19 protein-coding genes are annotated in these 23064 nt (G+C 57.8%); 12 read left to right on the top strand and 7 right to left on the bottom strand.

The features are described from left to right. Positions 1–3: 3 nt before the first annotated feature. The 6 genes from RBB47_RS03010 (at position 4) to ribB (ending at position 5385) form a co-directional block, all read left to right on the top strand. Positions 4–630, top strand: coding sequence for an SCO family protein (locus RBB47_RS03010; protein WP_305984259.1), 627 nt, complete (start codon positions 4–6; stop codon positions 628–630). 25 nt (positions 631–655) lie between these two features. After that, positions 656–793: a hypothetical protein gene (locus tag RBB47_RS03005; RefSeq protein ID WP_305984258.1), complete on the top strand. Its 138-nt coding sequence runs from the start codon at positions 656–658 to the stop codon at positions 791–793. Between the two features lie 49 nt (positions 794–842). Further along, entirely contained in the window at positions 843–1586 is a 744-nt protein-coding gene (locus RBB47_RS03000) for a TlyA family RNA methyltransferase (protein ID WP_305984257.1), read from the top strand. Positions 1587–1637: 51 nt separating this feature from the next. Next, entirely contained in the window at positions 1638–2870 is a 1233-nt protein-coding gene (locus tag RBB47_RS02995; RefSeq protein ID WP_305984256.1) for a class I SAM-dependent RNA methyltransferase, read from the top strand. A gap of 3 nt (positions 2871–2873) precedes the next feature. Then, positions 2874–3986 carry a class I SAM-dependent methyltransferase gene (locus tag RBB47_RS02990; protein WP_305984255.1) on the top strand — a complete coding sequence of 371 codons (1113 nt, stop codon included), beginning with the start codon at positions 2874–2876 and terminating at the stop codon, positions 3984–3986. 79 nt (positions 3987–4065) lie between these two features. Next, positions 4066–5385 carry a 3,4-dihydroxy-2-butanone-4-phosphate synthase gene (ribB, locus tag RBB47_RS02985; RefSeq protein WP_305984254.1) on the top strand — a complete coding sequence of 440 codons (1320 nt, stop codon included), beginning with the start codon at positions 4066–4068 and terminating at the stop codon, positions 5383–5385. 62 nt (positions 5386–5447) lie between these two features. Here the strand turns inward: ribB and yghX are convergent, their stop codons facing one another. Next, positions 5448–6353: a YghX family hydrolase gene (gene yghX, locus RBB47_RS02980; RefSeq protein WP_305984253.1), complete on the bottom strand. Its 906-nt coding sequence runs from the start codon at positions 6351–6353 to the stop codon at positions 5448–5450. A gap of 150 nt (positions 6354–6503) precedes the next feature. Continuing rightward, positions 6504–7355, bottom strand: coding sequence for a LysR family transcriptional regulator (locus tag RBB47_RS02975; RefSeq protein WP_305984252.1), 852 nt, complete (start codon positions 7353–7355; stop codon positions 6504–6506). A gap of 93 nt (positions 7356–7448) precedes the next feature. Here RBB47_RS02975 and RBB47_RS02970 point away from each other — a divergent pair, with 93 nt between their 5' ends. Next, complete coding sequence (locus tag RBB47_RS02970; protein ID WP_305984251.1) at positions 7449–8213, top strand: sulfite exporter TauE/SafE family protein; 765 nt, start codon at positions 7449–7451, stop codon at positions 8211–8213. 17 nt (positions 8214–8230) lie between these two features. Here the strand turns inward: RBB47_RS02970 and aroC are convergent, their stop codons facing one another. Beyond that, entirely contained in the window at positions 8231–9316 is a 1086-nt protein-coding gene (gene aroC, locus RBB47_RS02965; protein WP_305984250.1) for a chorismate synthase, read from the bottom strand. 295 nt (positions 9317–9611) lie between these two features. Between aroC and RBB47_RS02960 the strand changes: the two genes are divergently transcribed. After that, complete coding sequence (locus RBB47_RS02960) at positions 9612–11894, top strand: bifunctional diguanylate cyclase/phosphodiesterase (protein ID WP_305984249.1); 2283 nt, start codon at positions 9612–9614, stop codon at positions 11892–11894. A gap of 44 nt (positions 11895–11938) precedes the next feature. Here RBB47_RS02960 and RBB47_RS02955 read toward each other — a convergent pair whose 3' ends face one another. The 3 genes from RBB47_RS02955 to fabI all read right to left on the bottom strand — a co-directional run bounded on the left by RBB47_RS02955 (position 11939) and on the right by fabI (position 14860). Continuing rightward, positions 11939–13108 (bottom strand): DUF3095 domain-containing protein, encoded by a 1170-nt coding sequence (locus RBB47_RS02955; protein WP_305984248.1) that lies wholly within the window; start codon positions 13106–13108, stop codon positions 11939–11941. A gap of 208 nt (positions 13109–13316) precedes the next feature. Then, positions 13317–13961 carry a histidine phosphatase family protein gene (locus RBB47_RS02950; RefSeq protein WP_305984247.1) on the bottom strand — a complete coding sequence of 215 codons (645 nt, stop codon included), beginning with the start codon at positions 13959–13961 and terminating at the stop codon, positions 13317–13319. A gap of 80 nt (positions 13962–14041) precedes the next feature. Beyond that, the gene (gene fabI, locus RBB47_RS02945; protein WP_305984246.1) at positions 14042–14860 is read right to left on the bottom strand and encodes an enoyl-ACP reductase FabI; all 819 of its coding nucleotides are present in this window, start codon (positions 14858–14860) and stop codon (positions 14042–14044) included. A gap of 170 nt (positions 14861–15030) precedes the next feature. Here fabI and RBB47_RS02940 point away from each other — a divergent pair, with 170 nt between their 5' ends. Continuing rightward, positions 15031–16443 carry an FAD-binding oxidoreductase gene (locus tag RBB47_RS02940; protein ID WP_305984245.1) on the top strand — a complete coding sequence of 471 codons (1413 nt, stop codon included), beginning with the start codon at positions 15031–15033 and terminating at the stop codon, positions 16441–16443. Positions 16444–16463: 20 nt separating this feature from the next. Here RBB47_RS02940 and RBB47_RS02935 read toward each other — a convergent pair whose 3' ends face one another. After that, complete coding sequence (locus tag RBB47_RS02935; protein ID WP_305984244.1) at positions 16464–17618, bottom strand: FAD-dependent oxidoreductase; 1155 nt, start codon at positions 17616–17618, stop codon at positions 16464–16466. A gap of 1054 nt (positions 17619–18672) precedes the next feature. Here RBB47_RS02935 and dnaA point away from each other — a divergent pair. From dnaA to RBB47_RS02920, 3 genes are all read left to right on the top strand, one after another. Then, positions 18673–20139 (top strand): chromosomal replication initiator protein DnaA, encoded by a 1467-nt coding sequence (gene dnaA / locus RBB47_RS02930; protein ID WP_305984243.1) that lies wholly within the window; start codon positions 18673–18675, stop codon positions 20137–20139. Between the two features lie 265 nt (positions 20140–20404). Beyond that, complete coding sequence (locus tag RBB47_RS02925; protein WP_305984242.1) at positions 20405–20839, top strand: glyoxalase superfamily protein; 435 nt, start codon at positions 20405–20407, stop codon at positions 20837–20839. 185 nt (positions 20840–21024) lie between these two features. Beyond that, positions 21025–22824, top strand: a complete 1800-nt coding sequence (locus RBB47_RS02920) for a caspase family protein (protein WP_305984241.1) — start codon at positions 21025–21027, stop codon at positions 22822–22824. Positions 22825–23064: the final 240 nt, after the last annotated feature.

Here is a 23064-nt window from a genome sequence, read left to right as displayed (position 1 = left end):
ACCATGTCTGGCTTGAAACTCTTCCGGTACATGGCCTGGGCGGCGGTTGCCGTCCTGGCGGCCGTGTCCGGCTTCCTGGTCTATCAGCAGACCGCAAGCAATCAGAATTCTGGAGACCTGCTTGAACCACTGGCAGCGATCGGAGGACCATTCGAACTTGTCGACGGCAATGGTGAAACCGTCACCGACGCGACCTTTGCCGGAAAACCGCTGGTTCTTTTCTTCGGCTTCACCTACTGCCCGGATGTCTGTCCGACCACCTTGTCGGAATTGCAGGGCTGGATGGAAGCGCTCGGAGACGACGCGGACAAGCTGAACTACGCCTTTGTCTCCGTGGACCCGGAACGGGATACACCTGATGTCATGCGCGATTATGTCTGGGCCTTCGACAAGCGGATCACACCCTTGACGGGCTCAAACGAGCAGGTGGATGCGATGATCAAGGCCTATCGCGTCTATGCCAAGAAGGTGCCCCTTGACGACGGCGACTATACGATGGACCATTCCGCAGCCGTTTATCTGATGAACGCGGACAACAAGTTTGTTGGCACGATCGCCTACCAGGAAGCGGAAGACAACGCCTTGAAGAAGTTGCGGCGACTGATCGACAACGCACCGGCTTCCTCATAAAGAATTGCGGAGTGGACATTCAAAAATGCGCATGCCGCTCTACATCGGACTGACTGCCGGCGCGACGGGTCTCGTCGCGCTGTCGGCCCTGCTTTGGCTTTATGCCGGAGAGCGGGTCTACGCCGACAGGCTGCTTTCAGCGATCGCAAACTGTTTCGGCTAAGTGTCCGGCTCTGCTTTTCATCTCTTCCACAAACGCCTGACTTAAGGGCATGACCTCCAAGCGCCTCGATCAGCATCTCGTCGACACCGGACATTTCGCAAGCCGGGCACGCGCACGTGACGCCATCTTGCGCGGCACTGTCACGGTACAGGGACGTGTTTGCCGCAAACCGGCTCAAAAAGTCGCCTCGGATTCCGACCTTCACGTTGCGGACCCGGCAGCAAACTACGTTTCGCGAGCGGCATTGAAACTCCTGGCAGGACTTGAGAGCTTCGGCGTCGATCCGAAAGACAAAATCTGCCTGGATGTCGGTGCATCGACGGGCGGTTTCACGCAAGTTCTCCTGGAGCGCGGTGCGCTGAAAGTGCATGCGATCGATGTCGGCCATGATCAACTGCACGCCTCCCTGCGCGGTCATCCCAACGTTTTCGCGCAGGACGGCCTAAACGCACGAGATCTTCAGCGAGACCACCTTCAAGATGACGCACATGACCTCGTTGTTTCCGACGTCAGCTTCATCTCCCTGAAACTCGCCCTGCCACCGGCACTCGACCTCGCAGCCCCCGGCGCTGAAGCGATCTTGCTGGTCAAACCGCAATTCGAAGCCGGTAGGGACAAGATCGGCAAAGGCGGCCTGGTCGATGCGTCTGTTGCAAAAGAAACCGCCCAGGACCTTCAGCACTGGCTTTCCTCCCAGCCCGGCTGGACGGCAGGCGACTTGATCCCCTCACCTGTCAAAGGTGGCGATGGCAATGCCGAATGGCTGCTCTATGGGAAGAAAGACCCGTTCTGAAGCCGCTGAAGGAGACTTGCTCAATGCGGCGCCAGAGGCTATCGCTCGGCCATGAGTGAGAGAGAGATTCAAATTACCGACCTCGGCCACCGCGGCGACGGCATCGCGCACACGCAAGAGGGCGCCATATATGTCAAAGGCGCGCTTCCAGGCGAAGTCGTCCACGCCGATATCGTGGACGGGCGTGCCCAAAACGTGACTTTCAAATCAATGTCGCCGGACCGGGTTTCACCGGTTTGCAAACACTTTGAGGTTTGCGGCGGCTGCTCGGTTCAGCATCTTTCCGCACAACCTTATCTCGCCTGGAAACGCGAGCTCGTAAGCAGAGCGCTTCGCGACCGGGGTATTGAGAAGACAGTCAATGAAGCTCTCCCGGCGACACAAGGCGGCCGCCGCCGTGCCGTTTTGACGGCCACACGCGCCGGACGGCACCCCTTGCTCGGCTATCACGAGAAGTCCAGCAACCGCTTGGTTGATATCATGGAGTGCCCCGTTCTCGACCCGGCAATTGCCAACGCGCTTCCCGGCTTGAAATCGCTGGCGGCAGAAGTCCTGCCGAAAAAAGGCGACCTGCGCATGACCGTGCTGAACACCACCACCGGTCTCGATGTGGCCCTCGACAAGGCGGACAAGACCTATGACCGGAAAATCCCGGTCCTGTCTCAGAAGACGGTGGAACTGGATCTCGCGCGGCTGTCGGTGAACGGCGAGGTTCTACTTGAGATACGACCACCAATGCTCGACATGGGCGGGATCGGACTGGTGGCAGCGCCGGGCGGGTTTACCCAGGCAACGCTCGCGGCAGAGGAGGCCCTCTCCCGGCTCGTGCTGGCGGGGGTCGGTGAAGCCAGAACGGTTGCGGATCTGTTTTCAGGCGTCGGAACCTTCGCGTTGCGGCTCGCCCGTCATGCGAATGTTCATGCGGTTGAAGGCGATGCGGCCGCCGTCGCTGCGTTCGACAAGGCGCTCAGAAAGCCCCAGGGCCTGAAAAAGGTCACGTTTGAACGCCGCGATCTCTTTCGACGCCCCCTCGTTCGCGAGGAACTGGAAGCCTTCGACGCCGTGGTCTTCGACCCGCCGCGCGCCGGAGCGCAGGCTCAGGTAGAAACGCTGGCTGGATCGACTGTCAGGACGATTGTCGCCGTCTCCTGCAATCCGGCAACACTGGCCCGGGACCTGCGCCTCCTGATCGATGGCGGCTACACGCTTCAAAGCGTCACACCGGTGGACCAGTTCCTCTATTCGCCCCATATTGAAGTGGTGGCGGTTTTAGTCAGGGAGTGAGCGATGGGAGCGGCAGACGAGAAGCTTCAACCTCCGGTGGGAAACAAGAGTACCCCTCCGCTCCTCAGCCTTGCCCGGCGTACCAGATACGCGCTTCACCAGGGCAGCCGCGTGGCGCTCTACACACTTCATTCTGAAGCCATGCGCCGCATGAACAAGCGGATCCAAAAGGATCTGCCCGACACGCCGAAGATCACACCAGACGGTCCGGTCCCCAGTCAGCGGCGCATGCTTGCCGACATTTTCAAACTGTTCGCGGACGATCTGCAAGCCGTCGAAGACGGTCTTTATCCAATGCCGTCGGACGGGACCATGACAGCCCGCGAACTGCTTGACACCAGCCGGGCCTTTTTCAAGGACGTGCCGGAAGTCGCCCGGCGCCGCGCAACCGGAGCCCATCAGGAAGTCAACGAAGAGCCGGCCGGCTTTGCCGAAGCGTTGCCGCGCTACTATCGCCAGAACTTTCACTTCCAGACCGATGGTTGGCTGTCTGAAGACAGCGCAAAACTCTACGACTTCCAGGTGGATGTTCTTTTCTCGGGAGCAACGGCTGCGATGCGCCGCAAGGTCCTTTTGCCGTTTGCCGAGATCCTGAAACAAAAGGACCAGCGCAAGGTCGCCTATCTCGACATTGCCTGCGGAACCGGTGGTCTGCTGCGCCCGGCGCTCAAAGCGTTCCCGCGCCTCAAAGGCGTTGGCCTCGATCTTTCCGAGCCTTACCTGAATGTTGCCCGCGAACGGGCAAAGACACGCCGCGCAAGCTATGTCACTGCAATGGCGGAAAATTTGCCATTCGCTGATGGCTCATTCGACGTCATCTCCTGCGTATTCCTTTTTCACGAGTTGCCACCGAAGGTCCGGCGCAAGGTGCTGGCGGAAGTGTCGCGGGTTCTGAAGCCGGGTGGCTCGTTCCTTTTCGTTGATAGCCTGCAGACCGGCGACGTGCCGGACTATGACGGTCTCCTGTCGCTTTTCCCGCAGCTTTTCCACGAACCGTATTATAACTCTTATCTCAAAGAGGATCTCACCAGCCTTTGTTCTGATGAAGGACTTGAAGAACGCTGGATGACGCCGGCTTTCGTCTCGCGCGCGGCGGAATTCGTGAAAACCAGGTAACGCCACCCCTTTCAGTATCGCTGAATTTTTTGCGCTCTTTCTCTTGTGACTGAAAGGGAATGGGCTTATACGCGATAGCATGAGACTCGATCAATGGCTGTTGCAGACTGGGGAAAGCCGGAGCGCCTTTGCGCGGCGGGCAGACCTGTCGCCTGCGTCTGTGACGGCTCTTTGCAACGACCCGAACGTTTGGGTATCACGGGACATGGCCCGAAAGATCGCCATCGCAACCGATGGCGCCGTCACACCAAACGACTTTCTCGGACTGTCCACAACCAAGGAGCATCCTGTGTCCCAGGCCCGTGTCGCTGAAGCAATCCGTGCGTTCGAACGTGGTGAAATGGTGGTCGTGACCGACGATGACGATCGCGAAAACGAAGGCGATCTGATTGTTGCCGCGTCGAAAATCACCTCCGAACAGATGGCTTTCATGGTCCGCCACACATCGGGGATCATCTGCGCGCCGATGACGCCGGCCAATGCAAGGCGTCTCAGGCTCGACCCGATGGTTGCTGAAAATGATGCACCTCTGGCGACCGCCTTCACGATTTCCGTCGACTATCGGCAAGGGCTGACTACCGGTATTTCCGCCGAAGAACGCTGCGCCACGGTGCATGCGCTTGCCAACCCGAACGTTGCTGCCGATGATTTTGTGCGCCCGGGTCACATCTTTCCGCTGGTTGCCAAGGAAGGCGGCGTGATGATGCGGTCCGGACACACGGAAGCCGCCGTTGATCTGTGCCGTTTGTCAGGCCTTGAGGAGGTCGGCGTCATCAGTGAACTCGTCAACGACGATGGCACCGTCAAGCGCGGAGCCCAGGTTGCCGAGTTTGCAGCCGAGCACGACCTCAAGATGGTGTCCGTGTCCGACCTGATCGCCTGGCGGCAGCGAACGGAACGCATGGTTGAAAGGGTCAACGAGCAACCGGTCGAAACGATCGCAGGCGCGGCCTATGCGATGACATATTCGACGCCCTATGACCCGATGCACCACCTTGCCATTGTCTATGGGGACATTCTCGACGGCCGCGGTGTTCCCGTCCGTCTGCAACTGGAATCGGTTCTGGATGACGTCTTCGGCGAAACGAGGCCCCTCGATCACATCATGAATCTCTTTGCCGAACGCGGGCGAGGCATCATCGTGTTCTTGAGGGAAGGTTCGGTCGGTGTGGCGCGCCAGTCGCGGCGGCCACGCTCCGACTTCGAAGCAGCGGACACCGAAGAGCACGGCTCCGCCCAGGCACGCCAGGAACAATGGCGTGAGGTTGGTCTTGGTGCTCAGATCCTGAAAGATCTTGGGGTCAGCTCAATCCGCCTCCTCGCCTCTCGCGAGCGCCACTATGTTGGCCTGGAAGGCTTTGACATCAAGATCGACGAAACCGAAATTCTCGACAATTGACCCTGACCAAATGCGGGCGTGCTGCCGCCCGCACAGGTTTTAGGTCAGGGCACTAGCTTTACCTACTTCAGGTATTCGTTGAAAAACGCAATCGTGCGCTCTTCCGCTAGCTTGGCCGCGGCTTCGTCGTAGCGAGGCGTCGTATCGTTGTGGAAGCCGTGGTTCACGCCGGGATACATGTGGGCCACGTAGTTCTTGCCATTGGCCTTGAGCGCTTCCTCGTAGGCCGGCCAGCCCGCGTTGATACGCTCGTCCAGTTCGGCAAATTGCAGCATGAGAGGCGCCTGGATCTTCGGCACGTCCGCTGCATCGGCCTGACGGCCGTAAAACGGAACACCAGCGGCCAGTTCCGGATAGGCAACCGCAATGGCGTTGACGACACCGCCGCCGTAGCAGAACCCGACCGCTCCGACCTTGCCGGTGCTGTCATCACTGTTCAAAAGGTATTCGAAGCCGGCAAAGAAATCGTTCAGAAGCTTCTCACGGTCGACGGTGCGCTGGAGCTCACGGCCCTCGTCGTCGGTACCCGGATAGCCACCGACCGAGGTCAGACCATCCGGAGCCATTGCCATGAATCCAGCCTTGCCGAGACGACGTGCGACGTCTTCGATATAGGGATTCAGGCCACGGTTCTCGTGAATGACCAGAACCGCCGGCAGCTTGCCTGTAGCGCCCGCCGGCTTCACCAGGTAGGCATTGACATCTCCATGCCCGTTAGGGGACGGATAGGTGATGCGCTGCGTTTCGATAGCGGCATCGTCCGGGTCCACCTGCTGGGCAAGCGCGTAGTTCGGAGAGAGCTGATCCAGCAGCATCGCGGCGGTCACGCCTGCAACGGTGAACTTGGCCGCTCCGTTCAAAAACTCGCGTTTCGTGATCTTGCCGTGGGCGTAATAGTCATAAAGGTCGAGCAGTTCCTGCGGGAAGTCCTTCGCCGTCATGCGGCGAACCGGTGTCATGTCGTTCATCTCATTGCTCCCTGATCAGTGCGAACCTAGGGTACCTTAGTCCGATGATGGACAAGGTCCACACTTGATCGACCGATAAGTTGTAACGGTTTGTAACAGGCGATGATGCAAATCTGTGTTGCATCCCCTTTTCACCCTGGAGCCAGGACCCTAGTGCGAGAAGATTTCCTCAATCCAGCGGCTGACCGCCAGCATGCGCGCGAGACCGGCTTGATCTGAGTGCTGCATGAGCCAGACTTCCCGCAGGAGATCAGGCTTTGGGTCCGGCAATCGCTTCAGACGCTGGTCCGTTTCGGCAATCTTGATTGGAATGACGGAACGCCCCAAGCCGCTCGCAACCGCTTCTATCACGCCTTCCAGGTCGCTCGGCCGAACACTCGAGATCCTGTCACTATCGGATTTCAGGTGCTCCGCCATCCACCGCGCCTGCGGCAGGAAGCTCATGTTTTCGTGATACATGATCCAAGGCAAGTCAGGTGTTGTGACCCCGGCGGGGCCATAGGCCGCGTGCTCCAGAACCGCAATCCGCTTCACCGTCACATTGTATCCACCATCCTGGGGCCGGCCGAGGCGAATGGCCATATCCGTCTCCCGGCGTGTGAGACTGACATTCCTGACTTCGGATGCAAGATGCAGCTCGATCCCCGGGTGCTGTTCGGCAAAACGTTTCATCTGCGGCATCAGTATTTTTGTGTTCACGACCGGGACGGAAGAAATCCGGACGATACCTTCTTCCGCCAAACGAGCGCCGGTCAATTCGGAGGTCAGCCGGTCAAGAGACGTCTCGACGGTTTCAATGTGCGATACCGCCGTCAGACCGGCCGCGGTCAACTCGAGTGAACCGTTCGCCGACTTTTCGATCAATTGCGCGCCTATCTCGGTTTGCAGCGCGCCAAGCCGCCTGGAAACCGTTGTCGCATCGACGTTCAATCGGTTGGCGGCGCCGGAAAGCGAGCCAGTGCGATAAAATGCCAGCAGGTATTTCAGGTTTTCCCAGTTCATTCTGCATTGTTGCAGCTCTCGTCTGCATTTTCGAGAATTTACTTGCGTTAATGCAGGCTGCTAAAAGCGGTCTTCTTCTACAAAGAGAAAACGATGCTCGAAGACTTAAGCCTCTGGACCGGATTGCCGCCAAGCCATCTGGTCATCAGCGCGACGATGGTGTTCATCGCCGGGCTGGTGCGTGGATTTGCCGGGTTCGGCCTGTCGGCGGTTCTCATGGCCAGCATCGTTGTGATCATTCCGCCGGTTGAACTCATCCCCGTTTGTTTTCTGCTCGAAGCGGCGGCAAGTCTGGCGATGTTTCGCGGAGGTCTGAGAGATGCTTCCTGGGGAACCGCTGTAACCCTGGCACTCTTCAGCGCAATCGGCATTCCGCTTGGCCTTGCCCTGACCACGAGCATCGATGCCGAACTTTCGAAACTGTTTGCGCTCCTGCTGGTGCTTTTCCTGACCTTCCTGCAACTGCTGAAAATCAATGTGCTCCCGACCTCAGAGCGGTACGCCCTTCCGGCGACAGGTTTCGCTGCAGGTGTTGTCAGTGGACTTGCATCCGTCGGCGGTATGGTCATCGCACTCTATGTGCTGGCGTCCCCGAAAAAGGCCCGCGAAATGCGCGGCGCACTGGTGCTCTATCTCTTTTTCAGCTTGTTCACGTCTTCGATCACACTGTTCCTGTTCGACGTCCTCGACGAACAGGCAGCCGCGCGCGGCGCAATCCTGTCGCCACTCGTTCTTGCCGGCGTCTTCATTGGGAGCAAACTGTTCAGCCGCAGCCTCGATCAGACTTACCGGCGTGTCTGCCTCTATCTGCTTGTCGTATTCGCGAGCGCTGGTCTCGTTCGGCTCGTCGCGTTCTGATAAACGTGAACGTTCGCTTACCCAACCTGCCCGCGGTGACGCAGAAAGTGGTCAGCCAGCACGCAGGCCATCATGGCCTCGCCGACCGGGACTGCCCTGATGCCGACGCACGGATCGTGGCGGCCCTTGGTCATGACATCGACTTCCTCACCCTTTCGAGTGATCGACTTGCGTTCGGTCAGGATCGATGACGTCGGTTTGACGGCGAAGCGAACGACGACGGGGTCGCCATTGGAGATGCCGCCGAGAACACCGCCGGAATTGTTCGTCAGGAAAACCGGCCGTCCGACATCGTCGATGCGGATCTCGTCGGCATTTTCCTCGCCAGTCAGGCGCGCTGCCTCAAAGCCGTTGCCGACCTCAACGCCCTTTACCGCGTTGATCGACATCATGGCCGACGCCAGTTCCGTATCAAGCTTGCCGTAGATCGGTGCGCCCCAGCCGGCCGGTACACCTTCAGCAACCACTTCGATCACGGCACCGACCGAAGACCCGGCCTTGCGGACACCATCGAGATAGGTCGTCCAATGTGCGGCGGCTTCGGCATCAGGCGAAAAGAAGGGATTGTTGCCCACTTCTGCCCAATCCCAGTTTCCCCGGTCAATGCGGTGTTCCCCAACCTGAACAAGGGCGCCGCGAATGGTTACCCCGTGCAGCACCTTTCTGGCAACCGCACCGGCAGCGACCCTCATCGCGGTTTCACGCGCGGACGAACGTCCACCGCCGCGGTAATCGCGTATGCCGTATTTGGCATCGTATGTGAAATCGGCATGGCCGGGCCGGAAGCGGTCCTTGATCTCCGAATAGTCCTTGGACCGCTGATCGGTGTTTTCCACCATGAGCGAAATCGGTGTGCCCGTCGTTTTCTGAACACCGTCGTCGTCGACCATGACACCCGACAGGATCTTCACTTCGTCGGCTTCGCGCCGCTGCGTCGTGAACCGGGACTGACCGGGCTTACGCTTTTCCATGTATCCCTGAATGTCCGCTTCCGTCAGCGGGACCAGCGGCGGGCATCCATCGATAACACAGCCGATTGCCGGGCCGTGGCTTTCCCCCCAGGTGGTGACACGAAACAAATGACCAAAACTGTTGTGGGACATGAAGATTTCCGAATGCAAACGGGAAAGACGTCAGGCGCCGAGCGATAAGCCATCATGGGAAGAAGCTCAAGCCCTTCATCCAGATCCGAGCCGCATGTCGATCCGCATCAGATGAGTTCGAGCAGAACACCGGATGCCTTGAAATCAAAGTTAAGCAAACCCGCAGCAATACTATCACGGTTGCGTGAGGCGCAAAAAAGAAGCTCTGTAATACGCCGTATTGATCGGAATCACGACTTCCTATTTGCCAATCTTTAAGGCTCCGCGGTTATTAAACTGATGCTTGGGTAGTTGAATGTGGGGCACAAAGGTGCACATCCGAGGTTGGCTGACAGGTCTTATCGTTTTCTTGCTGGCACCCTGCCTGCTGTTTGCCTCTCTCTGGTTCAACAGCAAATTCGAAAATGTCAGCTCGATCGACCGGAGCCTCGCCGGCTTGAACCTTATTCAGGCTCTCGGACCGTTGATGCAGGAGAAGGCATTGACGGGCAAGATCGACCAGCCAACCGAAATGTTGCATATGAAGCTCGCCGAGTTCGGGTCGCCGGATCGGTCGGACGAACTCTTGGCAGAGCTGGACGGCTTTCTTAAAGAACCGAACATTCCCAATGCATTGCGCAACGCAAGGACGCTGACATCCTCGATATCTCGGCTTGCAAAGCTCAACTCGTCGGCATCTTACGAGACTTCGAAATTCCCCCATCTGATCAATGACACGCTGCTGAGTGTCGTCATCGAGACGTCCGTGATGGTGAAGAACGGCAAAATGCTGAGCGCCAAGGACAGCATCAACACGTGGGACAAGATGCTGGTTCCCGTTCAGGGTGGCCAGTTCAAGGTCGCTGCCGACGGCGCCTCCCGTGCAACGATCGAAAACTTCAAAAACCTCAAAGGGCCGAAGGCGGACATCCTGCGCGATAAAGCGGCGGCCTTCCGAAGCGCAAATCTCGCCTATCAGTCTGCAGGCGCGAAACTGCTCTCCTCCACGATCAAGGGCTCAAGTGGCGGTGACATTACCAACGAGCAGCTGAACGTCATACAGCCCGACTTCGTGCGCACGATTTTCGCCCTCTGGCAGGTGGCAGCGGACTATCTGCACGAAGACCTGCAGGAACAACGGGCCGAAACGCTGTTTGCGGTTGCCCTCGCTGGCCTTGTCGGCGGCCTTGTGATCATTGCCGCCTTTGCCATCGCCGTCGCACTAAGCAGGGCACTGGCGGTCCGCACCCAGGAAGAATTCGATAACCTCGGATTTCACGATCCGCTGACGGGCCTGCCCAACCGCCGCGCCCTTTTGAAGACAATCAGAGCCATGCCCAGCGCGCAGGAGACGGATCGCGCCGGCCTCGTGATCATCGATGTCAGGCATTTCAAGAAGGTCAACGATCTGTTTGGCGACCAGAACGGTGACGCGATCCTGAGGGACGTTGCCGAAGAACTGGTCCAGTTCGCGGACGCTCAGGACTTTTTGTGCCGCACGGGCGGTACCGAATTCACGCTGATGCGTCCGCGTGTCACCGACACGGAAGACTTCGAAAAGCTGCCCGCACGGATCATTCGAGAGCTTGGCAAGGAACGCCTGGTTGAGGACAAGAAGACGGTGCTTGAATCGAGTGCCGGTCTGCTAATCAGCCAACCCGGCGATCCGGTGAGCGACCAGACGCTGGTCGATGCAGCGCTGGCGCTGCGTTCCGCGAAACAAAAAGCCCCAAGGAAGTGCGAAATCTTCACCGCGAAGATGCGTGACGCCTTTGAGGAATACGGAGAAATTGCCCAGAATCTATCCAAAGCCCTGATCAATGGCGACATCACGCCCTGGTTCCAACCGCAGGTGGATATCCACACCGACGAGGTGGTTGGAGCAGAGGCGCTCGTCCGCTGGCTGGATGACAAGCACATTCGCTATCCGGGATATTTCCTTCCGGCTGCTGCCGAAGCGGGCCATATGGATCGGATCGAGACCATTGTGCGCGAGAAGACGGTTGCGCTCGCCGCCGAATTGTCCGGCAGAACACGGCGCAATGTGCATTTCGGCTTGAATGTCACGGCGGATCTCCTGAGCAGCGCGAAGGCCGTCGAGGCGCTTTATCGCCAGGTTGAAGAGGCCGGACTTGACCCCTCCCTGATCAGTCTTGAAATCCTGGAGGCCGTCATGATCGACGAGGACAAGGCGATGCCGATCAAGGAAAACATCGCCAGATTGTCGGATCTTGGCTTTTTCATCGAACTTGACGATTTCGGTACAGGCCATTCCAGCATATCCAGCCTGCGAGACCTCAAGATTGACCGGGTAAAGATTGACCGCAGCTTTATTGCCGGCGTCGACAGCAAGCCGGACTTGCAAAAATTCACCAGCGCCTTGATCAACCTGGCCAAAAGCCTGGATATCAGCGTACTTGCCGAAGGTGTTGAAACGCCTGGTGAGCGCCAGTGGCTGGAACAAAATGGCTGCGATGTTATCCAGGGCTTCCTCATTTCCAGGGCCGTCCCGGAAAATGAACTTGCCACCATGATCCTCAAGCAGAACTTCGTGCAACGGCCGAAACCCCAGACCGGACATACAGCCGCCGTCGGATGAGACCGGGTGGGCAACCAGAGTTCGGGGATTTTACCTGAACGATGTCAGGCGGCCGCAGAACTTGCCTGACGCTCCTTGAATTCGGCCGCGGCCATTGAGAGACCGCCATCGGCACCATCGACGAAATGGATGTGTTGGCTATTGGCAATGTCTTGCACGAAACAGGTCATGAGCGCCTCATTTGATACATGCATGCCGTACACCACGTCGCCTTCCGCGAAGGCTGTACCAAGGCAGGTTTTGAGGGCCTCAAGCTGTTCGGGTGTGAGGTCGAGCACGAGTTGCAGGCTGTCGCCGACTTTTCGGTGGTCCGTGTTGAGACTGAGTTCCTTGAAGTACTTCTTGGGATCGAAAGGACCGACCCGCCAACCCGTCGTATAACTCCAGACGAAGAAGACGCATTCAAGGACGGTTTTCGTCCATCCGCTCGCAAGCTGGCCGGCGGAGCCCAGATTGACTTCCAGTCCGAGCCCCTTGGGTGGAAAACGGAACTTCAGGCGTTGCTTTGTCGCCATCATCGCCCGGGCATCATCGACGAGGGGGTTGAAACCGAGTTCCTCACCGATCCGGTCCATCAATTCCGTCAGAGACCGCGCGCCCGCCGGCTTCAGGATCAGCGAGACAATCTGCCCGTTTTGCGCCGGCAGTGGCTCCCAGCGGCATGAAAGACCGTCCAGCGGCGGCAGATCAGTGTCTTCGGATTTGATCGCGTAGGGCCGGACGGCTTCCGGATCTTTTAGAAGCTCGTCAGCAATTCCAAGACCGTCACCAACGATCATGGCCAGATGGTTTCCCGGGCTCAGAAGATATTTGCGCAGCTTGATGTCACCGCCCCTGCTCCTGATTTCCGCCACCGGGATGGCTGCGGCTCTCAATTCCAGGTCCATGACCTGCCTGGCAAGACCCACAACGCCAGCAAGCGCTGCCTTGCCACTCTCGAGGTCTCCTTCAGGGACCAGCAACATGGCGCCGTCGCCGCCGAAGACGAACGGCACACGATCCCGGCTGACGCTGTTGAGGACTGCCGCGATGACCGAAGCGCCCACCATGTTGACGTCCTTGTAACGGCCTTCCGCCACCGCATCACCTGAACGGACAATATCGGCGGCAAGCACATACCAGTCATCTGGAACGGGACGATAGTCGTTCAGTTCGGCGACATTGCTGAAATCTGAAAAGCTCGGCAGCTCACGATAAAAATTTTCTGCAGACACTGCTTCCCCCTGAAATTGCCGATCCTACGTGGCAGCGCAGAAAGTCGATCACCAATGCCACGAACAAAAACAGTCACTTAATTGTGTAAAGTGTGGGGTCAGAGTGCGTTGCGATGCAACTGGTCGCAATGCGATCAATCAATCTACAGGTTCACAGTCCACCAAAGCGGCGGGCAGCACCTGTGCGGTTTAGGGTCAGGACCCTAATTCAGATTGCTCTGAACCGGCTGCCGTGCCAGACAAAAACCTTGTCCTGCGGCACATCCAGTTTCGGCACGTGAGCGGTTTCCAAACCTTCAAGCAAACCGCGCAACACGCGAAAAACGCCGCCATGCGAAACGACGACGGTTGGCTTGTCGACTGTCCCGAGCCAGTCGCGAACACGTTCGGTCAGCATTTCGTAGCTTTCGCCGCCCGGCGGAACGAAGCGCCATTTGTCAGCGCGCCGCTGCAGGATCAGATCCTGTTCCTCGTCGGCAAGATCTTCAAACGTGAAGCCTTCCCATGCGCCGAAAGTCAGTTCCAGTAGGCGATCATCCAAGCGGTAATTGTCTGCCCTCAGCCCCATGCCTGCGCGCAAAAGCTCCATTGTGACGCGCGTGCGCCCCAGCGGAGAGGAAACATAGTCGAAGTCTTCCGCATTGAGCCCGTCTTTGGCGAGAAATGCCTCAAGCCGTTCACCGTTCGAAGTGGCCTGCGCCCGGCCGGTTTCATTGAGCGGTATATCGCGGTGACCTTGCATGCGGCCTTCGGCATTCCAGTCGGTCTGACCGTGCCGGACGAAAATCAAAAGCTCCGGGTCATGCATTTTCGCCAGCCGCTTCGATGCGCCGGCAGTCTGAGGCGTAGTCATATCTTGCTTCCAGAAGGTAGGCCGGCGCCACGACCGTGCCGGAAAAGAAATGGCCGGTCAGAACCGGCCACCTTGTTTGGTCAGTCCTTGACGACCGAGATGTCCGGGGCATCCACCGCCTTCATGCCGACGATGTTGTATCCGCAGTCAACGTGCTGGATTTCACCGGTCACGCCGCGCCCGAGGTCGGACAGAAGAAACAGGGCGCTGTCGCCAACTTCCTCGATCGTTACCGTACGCCGAAGCGGCGAGTTGTACTCATTCCACTTCAGGATATAGCGGAAGTCGCCGATACCCGATGCCGCCAGGGTCTTGATCGGTCCCGCCGAGATCGCGTTGACACGGATGTTCTGCGGTCCAAGGTCCATGGCCAGATACTTGACGCTTGTTTCAAGCGCCGCCTTAGCAACACCCATGACATTGTAGTGCGGCATGACCTTTTCAGCGCCGTAGTAGGTCAATGTCAGGATCGACCCGCCATCGGCCATCAGCTTCTCGGCGCGTTGGGTGACAGCTGTAAGGGAATAGCAGGAGATATCCATGGTGCGGGCGAAATTGTCCGACGATGTATCGACAAACCGTCCGGTGAGCTCCGCCTTGTCGGAAAACGCCACGGCGTGCACGACAAAATCGATCTTGCCCCACTTGTCTTCCAGTTCCTTGAACACGGCATCGATCGTCTCGCCTTCGGTCACATCGCAGTGCCCGACCACGATTGCTCCCAATTGCTCAGCAAGCGGCTCAACCCGTTTCTTCAATGCGTCGCCCTGATAAGTCAGAGCCAGATCGGCTCCCGCGTCGGCCAGCGCTTTGGCAATACCCCAGGCAATAGATTTGTTGTTTGCCACGCCCATGATCAGGCCGCGTTTGCCATTCATCAGTCCGCGCGTTTCCGCCATCGTTATCTCCGAAAAGGATTCCATTACCACCCGAGCGGGCTGGCTTCCTATGGCACAAGGGGTTAGTTCCTTCAAGAGTCGCAGCGACGGAATACGCCGTCGACGGTCGCGCAAACACACACTATGTTGACGCCCGCCTACCCTGATAATCTTCACGAGGACACTCGCTCATGGAGCGCACTGCACACACCGACCGCTTTGCTGAAATGATCGGTGCAGCCAATGTATTGACCAACCCCGACGAGCAGGCACCGTTCCTGACAGAATGGCGCGATCTCTACCAGGGCGTGACGCCGATGGTGCTGCGTCCTGGCAGCACGGAGGAGGTTTCGACGGTCATGGCCTATGCCTATAAACAAGGCCTCAAGATCGTACCGCAGGGTGGTAACACAGGCCTCGTCGGCGGCCAGATTCCGCAGGAAACCGGGGATGAAATCGTCCTGTCGCTGTCACGGCTCAACACGGTCAGATCAGTTGATCCGGCCGGATTCACCATCACTGTGGAGGCTGGCGTCATTCTGGAAACGCTTCAGAACGAAGCCGACAAAGTCGACCGGTTGTTTCCTCTTTCCCTCGGTGCACAGGGCTCCTGCCAAATTGGCGGCAACATCTCGACCAACGCCGGCGGCACCGCTGTTCTTGCCTATGGCAACACCCGCGACCTCGTCCTCGGACTGGAAGTGGTGCTGCCAAGCGGTGAAATCTGGAACGGTCTTAGAACGCTTCGTAAGGACAATACCGGTTATGATTTGAAACAATTATTTATCGGCGCTGAGGGCACCCTGGGGATAATTACCGCCGCATCGCTCAAGCTGTTTCCAAAGCCCAAAAAACTCGAGGCCGCCTTCATCGGACTACCCACTCCGCAGGATGCACTGAAGCTCTTTACAATGGCGAAGGCACAAGCCGGGCCAGTCCTGACCGGATTTGAAATCATGCCCCGCGTCGGGCTGGAATTCTGTCTGAAGCATCTGGAAGGGGCCCGCGATCCGCTGGAGGGGGTTCACCCGTGGTACATTCTCATGGAGCTCTCCAGCGGTTCCGAAGCATTCCCAATCAGGGATCTCATGGAAACCATTCTGGGGCAGGCATTTGAGGACGGGCTCATCGAGGATGCCGCCTTCGCCCAGAACCTGTCGCAGGTTCACGACTTCTGGCATCTGCGTCACGGTATGTCTGAAGTCCAGAAACCGGAGGGCGGCTCCATCAAACATGATGTTTCCGTTCCCGTTGCCGCAATCCCGGAGTTTCTCGATGTGGCCATGGCGGCAGTCCAAGACTTTGTACCCGGCTGCAGACCTGTTCCGTTCGGTCATATCGGTGACGGCAACATCCACTTCAACGTCAGTCAGCCGGTCGTAGCCGACAAGGATGCCTATCTTGCAAAGTGGGATGAGATGAACGCCATCGTTCACGGTATCGTCGCGGATTTTGGCGGCAGCATTTCTGCAGAGCACGGAATTGGCCGGCTCAAGCGCACGCTCCTGAAAGATGTGAAGTCGGACATCGAGATGGACCTGATGCAGCGCATCAAGGTTGCCCTTGACCCCAAGGGCCTGCTCAATCCGGGCAGAGTCCTTTAGGAACTCAGCGCCGACGACGCTCAGTCGCCAATCAAACTCTCAACGGCATCGATCGCGGAAAACGCGGCGCCGTGAACCGTCGACTGCGCGTCACCACCAAGCGCTTCTCCGGCAAAATATACGCGCCCGGACAACGGCGCGAGGATGTCGCCAATGTCCATGTCGCTATTGTTCGACATGGAATAGCTACCCAGGATATGCGGGTCGCGGCTCCAGTTCTGCACTTCTGCCTTGACGAAGGTACGGTCTACGACATCCCCGAAGATTTCGGTCAGCTCCGTCATCACGCTTTGCAACAGGGCACGATCGTCGAGCACGGCGCGCGGGAGAGATGCTTCGGAGACGGTGAACAGGCCGAGGATATTGTCCCTTGTGGGTTTGCCCAATGCCGCGTCGTAGTAGATCTTTTCATCCCAGCTGTCTTGCAGCACTTTCCATCTGGACCCGAACATCAAAATGTCCGGGTAGAACCGCTCGGTAAACTTCATGAATATCTTGAACCCTTGACCGAAGCGAATGTCCTTCAAGTGGCGCAGCCGCGGCTCGGCAAGGTCGGCAGAGAACACAATTCGGTCCTGCTGCAAGACGGACAGTGGCACCGTGATCAGGATCTTGTCGGCGTTAAGAATGGCGCCACTTTCCAGATGGGCCGAGATGCCGTCGCCAATGCTTGCAATTTTCGAAACGGGTGCATTGAATTCAATCAGGTTGCGAACGGTGGGCAAAATGAATCGCTCGAAAAAGCCGTACCACGTGGTGTCGTAGAACTTCACCTCCCCATATGCGTGCCTCAAGGCGTTCAGGCTGTGTAGTTCGCCCTCATGCCAAAACCTGTAGGTTTGCGGCCGGTAGTCAATCGTCTCAACATCAAGATCCGTGTCACCGCGACCAATGATCTGGCCCAGCATGGTCGGATCGTCGTGAAGCCACTCCGCACCAAGATCGAGAGGCACCTCCGAAAACCCGTCGACGCGCTTCAAACGCCCTCCCCAACGGCTTGAAGCCTCAAGAATGCGGACATCGGCACCGGCATTGGCGAGATGGTAGGCCGCGGTTAGACCCGCTGCCCCCGCGCCGACAACAAGAACGCGGGCTTTTGATCGCGCGTTGAGCACACTCGGTGAAGTCAAACAGGCCAAAGCGGCCATGGCGCTGAAAGATCGTCGGCTGAGCATGCCTGAGAAAATCCCGTTTGCGGTGCCGGCTACCGGTCCCGACTGTTTCAACGAAGCGGTGAGTCTCCGCTTTTAGCGGAAGATTTAACAATCACGAACCGGTTTGCACGTTCAGATCAGGCTTTCAGACCCAGTGCCTGCCTGAATGTCGCAATCCATTTCAGCTGACGGAAGCGCCAAACTGCTTTTTCATCACAAATACTGTTCAAGTCTTCAGTTCGAAAGCACAACGCATGAAACAGTGCCGTGACTTCCCTTAATACGCGAAATTCCTGTTGCCACAGGGCTGAATTTTCAAAACCCACAACGCGCCGAGCACATTCAACTCCCGGGAGAAGTTCGGAGAGAGCGGCGCTGGTGACATAACGGCCCAGCTTTGTCGGCTGGGCTTTTCAGCCTCCTGAAATCGCTTGAGTTTACACAAACACGCAGCCACGAATGGGCCGAGATGTGCGCGCCGCACTGGATTTGAGATACAGCCAGGAATTGTCAAGCACGCCGGCAAACAAGACGATTCAGTGTGTCGCTACCAACAAAAAACCCGATTATCGGGATCAAAGGCTTTTCCTGCTCTTCGGCGAACCTTGTCAAAAATGACTTCCTTTTCAAAATAAAACCAAGCAATTCCTCGGGGAAACTTACAGAAAACGCAACCGCCTTTTGAAAACTTGCAGAAAATGTACTCAGAAGTTAAATTTTTATTAAATTTGCTTGCATGCCAACAGGCATTGAGGAAACAGCAACGGAGGAACATCTCATTCAGGACTTGCGGCATGTCCTGAAATCGGTGGGGCACAGATCTTGCCATGTAACTTATACATCTGAACACCTCATCATCTACAAAACTTACGATACGAAACGTCTATGGCTTCATAAGAATAAGCTATTTGTAAACATGGTAAGTAAAAGGTTAATCATGTGGCATAGGCGTCAAATAAGCCATCCGGTCACAAGACCGGACATAAGCAATTGAGCGGCGAAGGCGGAACTTGCTGCTCATTAGACAGTGCACGAGGGAGAACGCCCCCCAACGTTCTCTCGTATGGAGGCCACAATGCAGGTTCAGAACTTAGCAAGTTCGGATCACTGGGATCGTGTGAAGAATGAACTGAAGAACGAGCTCGGTGAGGACGTCTTTTCAAACTGGTTTGGAAGAGTGAAACACGAGGAAACCGTTGGCGATTCAGTTCGGCTATCGGTGCCTACACGTTTCCTGAAAAACTGGATCCAGAACAATTACGAACAGAAACTGGTCGGGCTCTGGAAGCGCGAAATCGACGATATCAATCGTATCGAGCTCACCGTTCGCGGTGCCCTTCGCCCGCGCCCGCTCAACGTCACCCAGCCACCCAAAGCCATCACCGCGCGGCGGATCAGCAGCCGCTCGGCTGCCTTTGGCGACACGGCGCAATTCGGTGCCGGCGCTTCTAACGCCTCCTCCATACCCTGCCTTGCCGATACCGGCGAAGAGGCGGCGAAGGAATTTTTGAGCGGTGCTGCTCTCAACCCGAAACTGACTTTCGACACATTCGCTGAGGGGGCGTCAAACAGTCTGGCCTGTGCTGCAGTGCGTCAGATGGCTGCCGGGCATGAGGGCACCCTGGAGATGCTCTTTCTTCATTCGCCGACCGGCATCGGCAAGACTCATCTGCTTCAGGCTGCGGCGATGGAAGCGCGCAGGACCGGCCGGCAGATCGCCTATCTTTCGGCTGAATTCTTCATGTATCACCTTGTTCCGGCCCTGCGCACGCCGGCATTTCCCGTGTTACGGCAGGCAATGAAATCCATCGACCTGCTTCTGGTGGACGATCTCCAGTTCCTGCACGGAAAGCAGGCCCACGAGGAGTTCGGAAAGACGCTGGAAATGCTGATGGAGGCGCCGTCGCAGATCATCATGGCTGCAGACCGGGTTCCCGAAGAGCTTGGAACCCTCAGCGCAAAAGTCATGCAACGGATCCAGACGGGCGAAGTCGTCGGCATCCAGGCGACAGATTACGCGCTGCGCCAAGACATCCTGCGAAAGCGGATCGCGTCAGCCCGGCAGACCCATCCGGCTTTCACTGTGCCCGACGAAGTTGCCGACTACATTGCGCGGTACGTCATCTCGTCTGCCCGGGACCTGGAAGGGGCTCTGAACCGTCTGTTCGCTCACAACCAGCTGACCAAGCAGCCGGTCACGATGGATCTTGCCGAGAAAACCCTGCACGACCTCGTCAGGATCGGCGAGCCGCGCTCCATCAAGGTGGAGGAAATCCAGCAGATCGTCTGCAAGCATTTCAGTGTGACGAAGGCGGACCTGCTGTCGTCCTGCCGGGCACGGACCCTGGTGCGCCCGCGGCAGATCGCGATGTATATCGCAAAGGTCATGACCGGGCGATCGCTGCCCGAGATCGGTCGCCGCTTCGGCAACCGTGACCACACAACGGTGCTGCATGCGGTCCGGAAAATCGAGGCCATGGTGACCACGGACAACGTGCTTGCCCAGGAGGTCGAACTCCTCAAACGCCTGGTCCACACCTGACTTGCAAACGATAAGTTTCCCTCCCATACCTGAAGCCGCCTGAGCGGCTTCTTTTTTCTTTCATTGACAGAACAGGTCTTGCCGCTTATGAGAAGCGCCGGTTTGAAGGAGCCAGCCGCCCGCGGCAGTGTCCATGGTGAATTCCTTCTGGCGAAACGGTTTTCGCCAATGCCGCCTTTTGCAAGATTGCGCAGGCTGATGGCAATGCGGGCCCCATTGAAAGGTGCAAACCTTTTGTCCTGCCTTTTCTTGAAAAGGTAAAACCATGACACTTCCAAGCGTCGATGAACTGAAATCCCAGGCGAAACGCCTGAAAAAAGCGCTCAATGCGAAAGGTCAGACACTTTCGCACGGCCAGGCGCTAGAGCTTGTTTCTGCCCAACACGGCTTCCGGGACTGGAACACTGCAAGTGCGACAGCGTTACGACCCAACCGCCTCCCGTTTGCGGTCGGCGACCGGGTTTCCGGCAGCTATATGCAGCAGGCATTCGAAGGCGAAATTGTTGCCCTCACCAAGCTTGGTGCGAAAGACCGCTACCAGGTCACAGTGCAGTTCGACCAGGCCGTTGATGTGGTCACGTTCGACAGTTTTTCCGCCTACCGGAGCCGGGTGACCTGTGTCATTCGAGCGGACGGCATTGCGGTGAAACAGACATCGAATGGTGAGCCCTATCTGAAAATGCAGCCGGCCGTTTTGTGACGCGCCGACTGTTGCGGAACTGCTGAAGCCGATTTCGGGTCGATAACCCAGTGTTGTTCCGACCCGTCCTCCACGACCAACTTCCCGCCGTGTAATACGGCGGGAGCCGTGCCATAATCGCTCCAAACACATCGGTGAATGAGCCGATCCCATGCGATCTGTTTCGGTGGTTGGGAGGCGATAAGGTGAATCAGCTTGGATTTCGTGCTGCAAGGGTTCTGCAGGCAATTGCCATCGTTCTGACGGTGCTTTTCTGGTTCAGTCCGGCGAGCGTTCGGCAAGCCGAAGCCGCCGTCATGCCGGGCGGCAATGGTGGCTGGCTCGTTGTTGCAAGCCGTCCCACTGCACCGGATGCCATCAACGTAGCCCGCAGCTATTCCAACCGCTTTCCCCAGACGACGGTCTTTCAATCGAACAACGGCTGGTTCGCAATCACACTGGGCTGGATGACCCAGCCAGCCGGCAATCGCTACAAATCCAGTCTCCTGGCGAGCGGCCTCATACCCGGCGACAGCTACTTTCACAACGGCCAACGGTTTCAGTTTGCTGTCTGGTCGGCAACAGGCATCACCGGCGGGGCCTCCCAGGCGCTTTTTGCGTCTACGCGTCTCAACGCGGGCTCCGGTGGCGGCACGGTCTCACCGCCAACATCGCAGCAGGGCTATGTGACCGGTCTGGACCCTCGAGGGGACAATTTCCTGTCCTTGCGCACCGGACCAAGCACCCGATACCGGGAAATCGCCCGCATGGGTATGAACACACCCCTGACGATCCTCGGAAGAAGCGGCTCCTGGCTGAACGTCGCGATGGCAGACGGGCGATCCGGCTGGGCCTATGGAAAGTACGTCGCCTCCACGCCGGGGTTTGCCCCCCAACCAACGCCGCCAACCGTTGCGCCCTCTCCCGTCACGCCGCCGACTGTCGCCAAACGCTCGATCACGCCACCACGGCGCGGCATCGTTGGGGATCTCGCCCGCACGGGCGACGACTTCCTGTCGCTCAGAGCCGGTGCAGGTGCTTCGCATTCTGAAATCGCACGAATGCTGGAAGGCACCGAGGTCACCATGCTCGCACAGCAGGGCGCCTGGTTTGAGGTTGAACTGTCAAACGGCATGCGTGGCTGGGCCTATGGCCGATACCTTGACGCAGCACCGCCGAAGCAGGCCGAAACGCCTTCCGTTCCAACAATCGGCCCGGAACCGGAGCAGCAGGCAGGCCTGCCAAATCAGAACGGCGTTACCGAGCCGAATTCGAACTTGCCGGACCTCGGGACACTCCCGGAAGGAAAACGCGTTGCGCTTATCATCGGCAACTCGGCCTATGAACATGCTCCGTTTCTTCCCAACCCGAAAAACGACGCAACCGATCTGATGGAATCGCTCAAACGCCTGGGATTCACCGTCATCCTGGGTCTCGACCAGAGCAAGGTCGCCATGGAAGGGACGGTCAGAACATATGTGCGAACGATCCAGGATGCGGATGTGGCCCTGTTCTTTTATGCCGGTCATGCGATGCAGCTTGGTGGCCGAAATTATCTCATTCCGATCGACGCGAAGCTCGAAGACCAAACGGCGGTGGACTTTGAAACCATCGAACTCGGAACGCTGCTGGATTACATGAATGCGCCCGGCCGCCTGTCGATCGCACTGCTCGATGCGTGCCGTGACAACCCGTTGTCCCGCCGCTTTTCACGCAGTCTGGGTGTCAGCCGAAGTTCGCAGGTCGAGCGTGGTCTGGCAGCGCCGCAGGCTGGCGGCGGCAACATTCTCATCGGCTTCGCAACCGCTCCGGGCGAAGTTGCTCTTGACGGCGACGAGGACAACAGTCCCTTCACCACCGCGCTTCTCAGCCACATTGAAACCCCCGGCCTTGAAATCGAGATCATGATGAAACGGGTCAAGGCGGACGTTTATGCAGCCACACGGGGCACGCAGTCACCGTGGCACAATTCGGCGCTGCGCAAGGAGTTCTACTTCAAGAACTAGGATCGGAGCCCTAGGGTGCGGACCCATAAATGAAGCCGATTTGGCGGCATAAATGGCGAAATCACGCAAGGAAGCGTGTGAAGAGCGGGCTTTATGCCCGGTCAAGCGCGTTGACGCTGCGAGGTGAAGCCATTTTGCCGTCCTTCGGATTTGGCCGTTTTGGCCATCTGCTTCGTCGCGAAAGGCTTGAAAATGAACCACATTTCCTGCGCTTTCGCTCCTTGCCGCTGGTCAAAACGA

The sequence above is a fragment of the Roseibium sp. MMSF_3544 genome, from assembly GCF_030732845.1.
Lineage (GTDB): Bacteria > Pseudomonadota > Alphaproteobacteria > Rhizobiales > Stappiaceae > Roseibium.
Note: the sequence above shows the minus strand (reverse complement) of the source record. Positions and strands in the feature narration are given on the sequence as shown.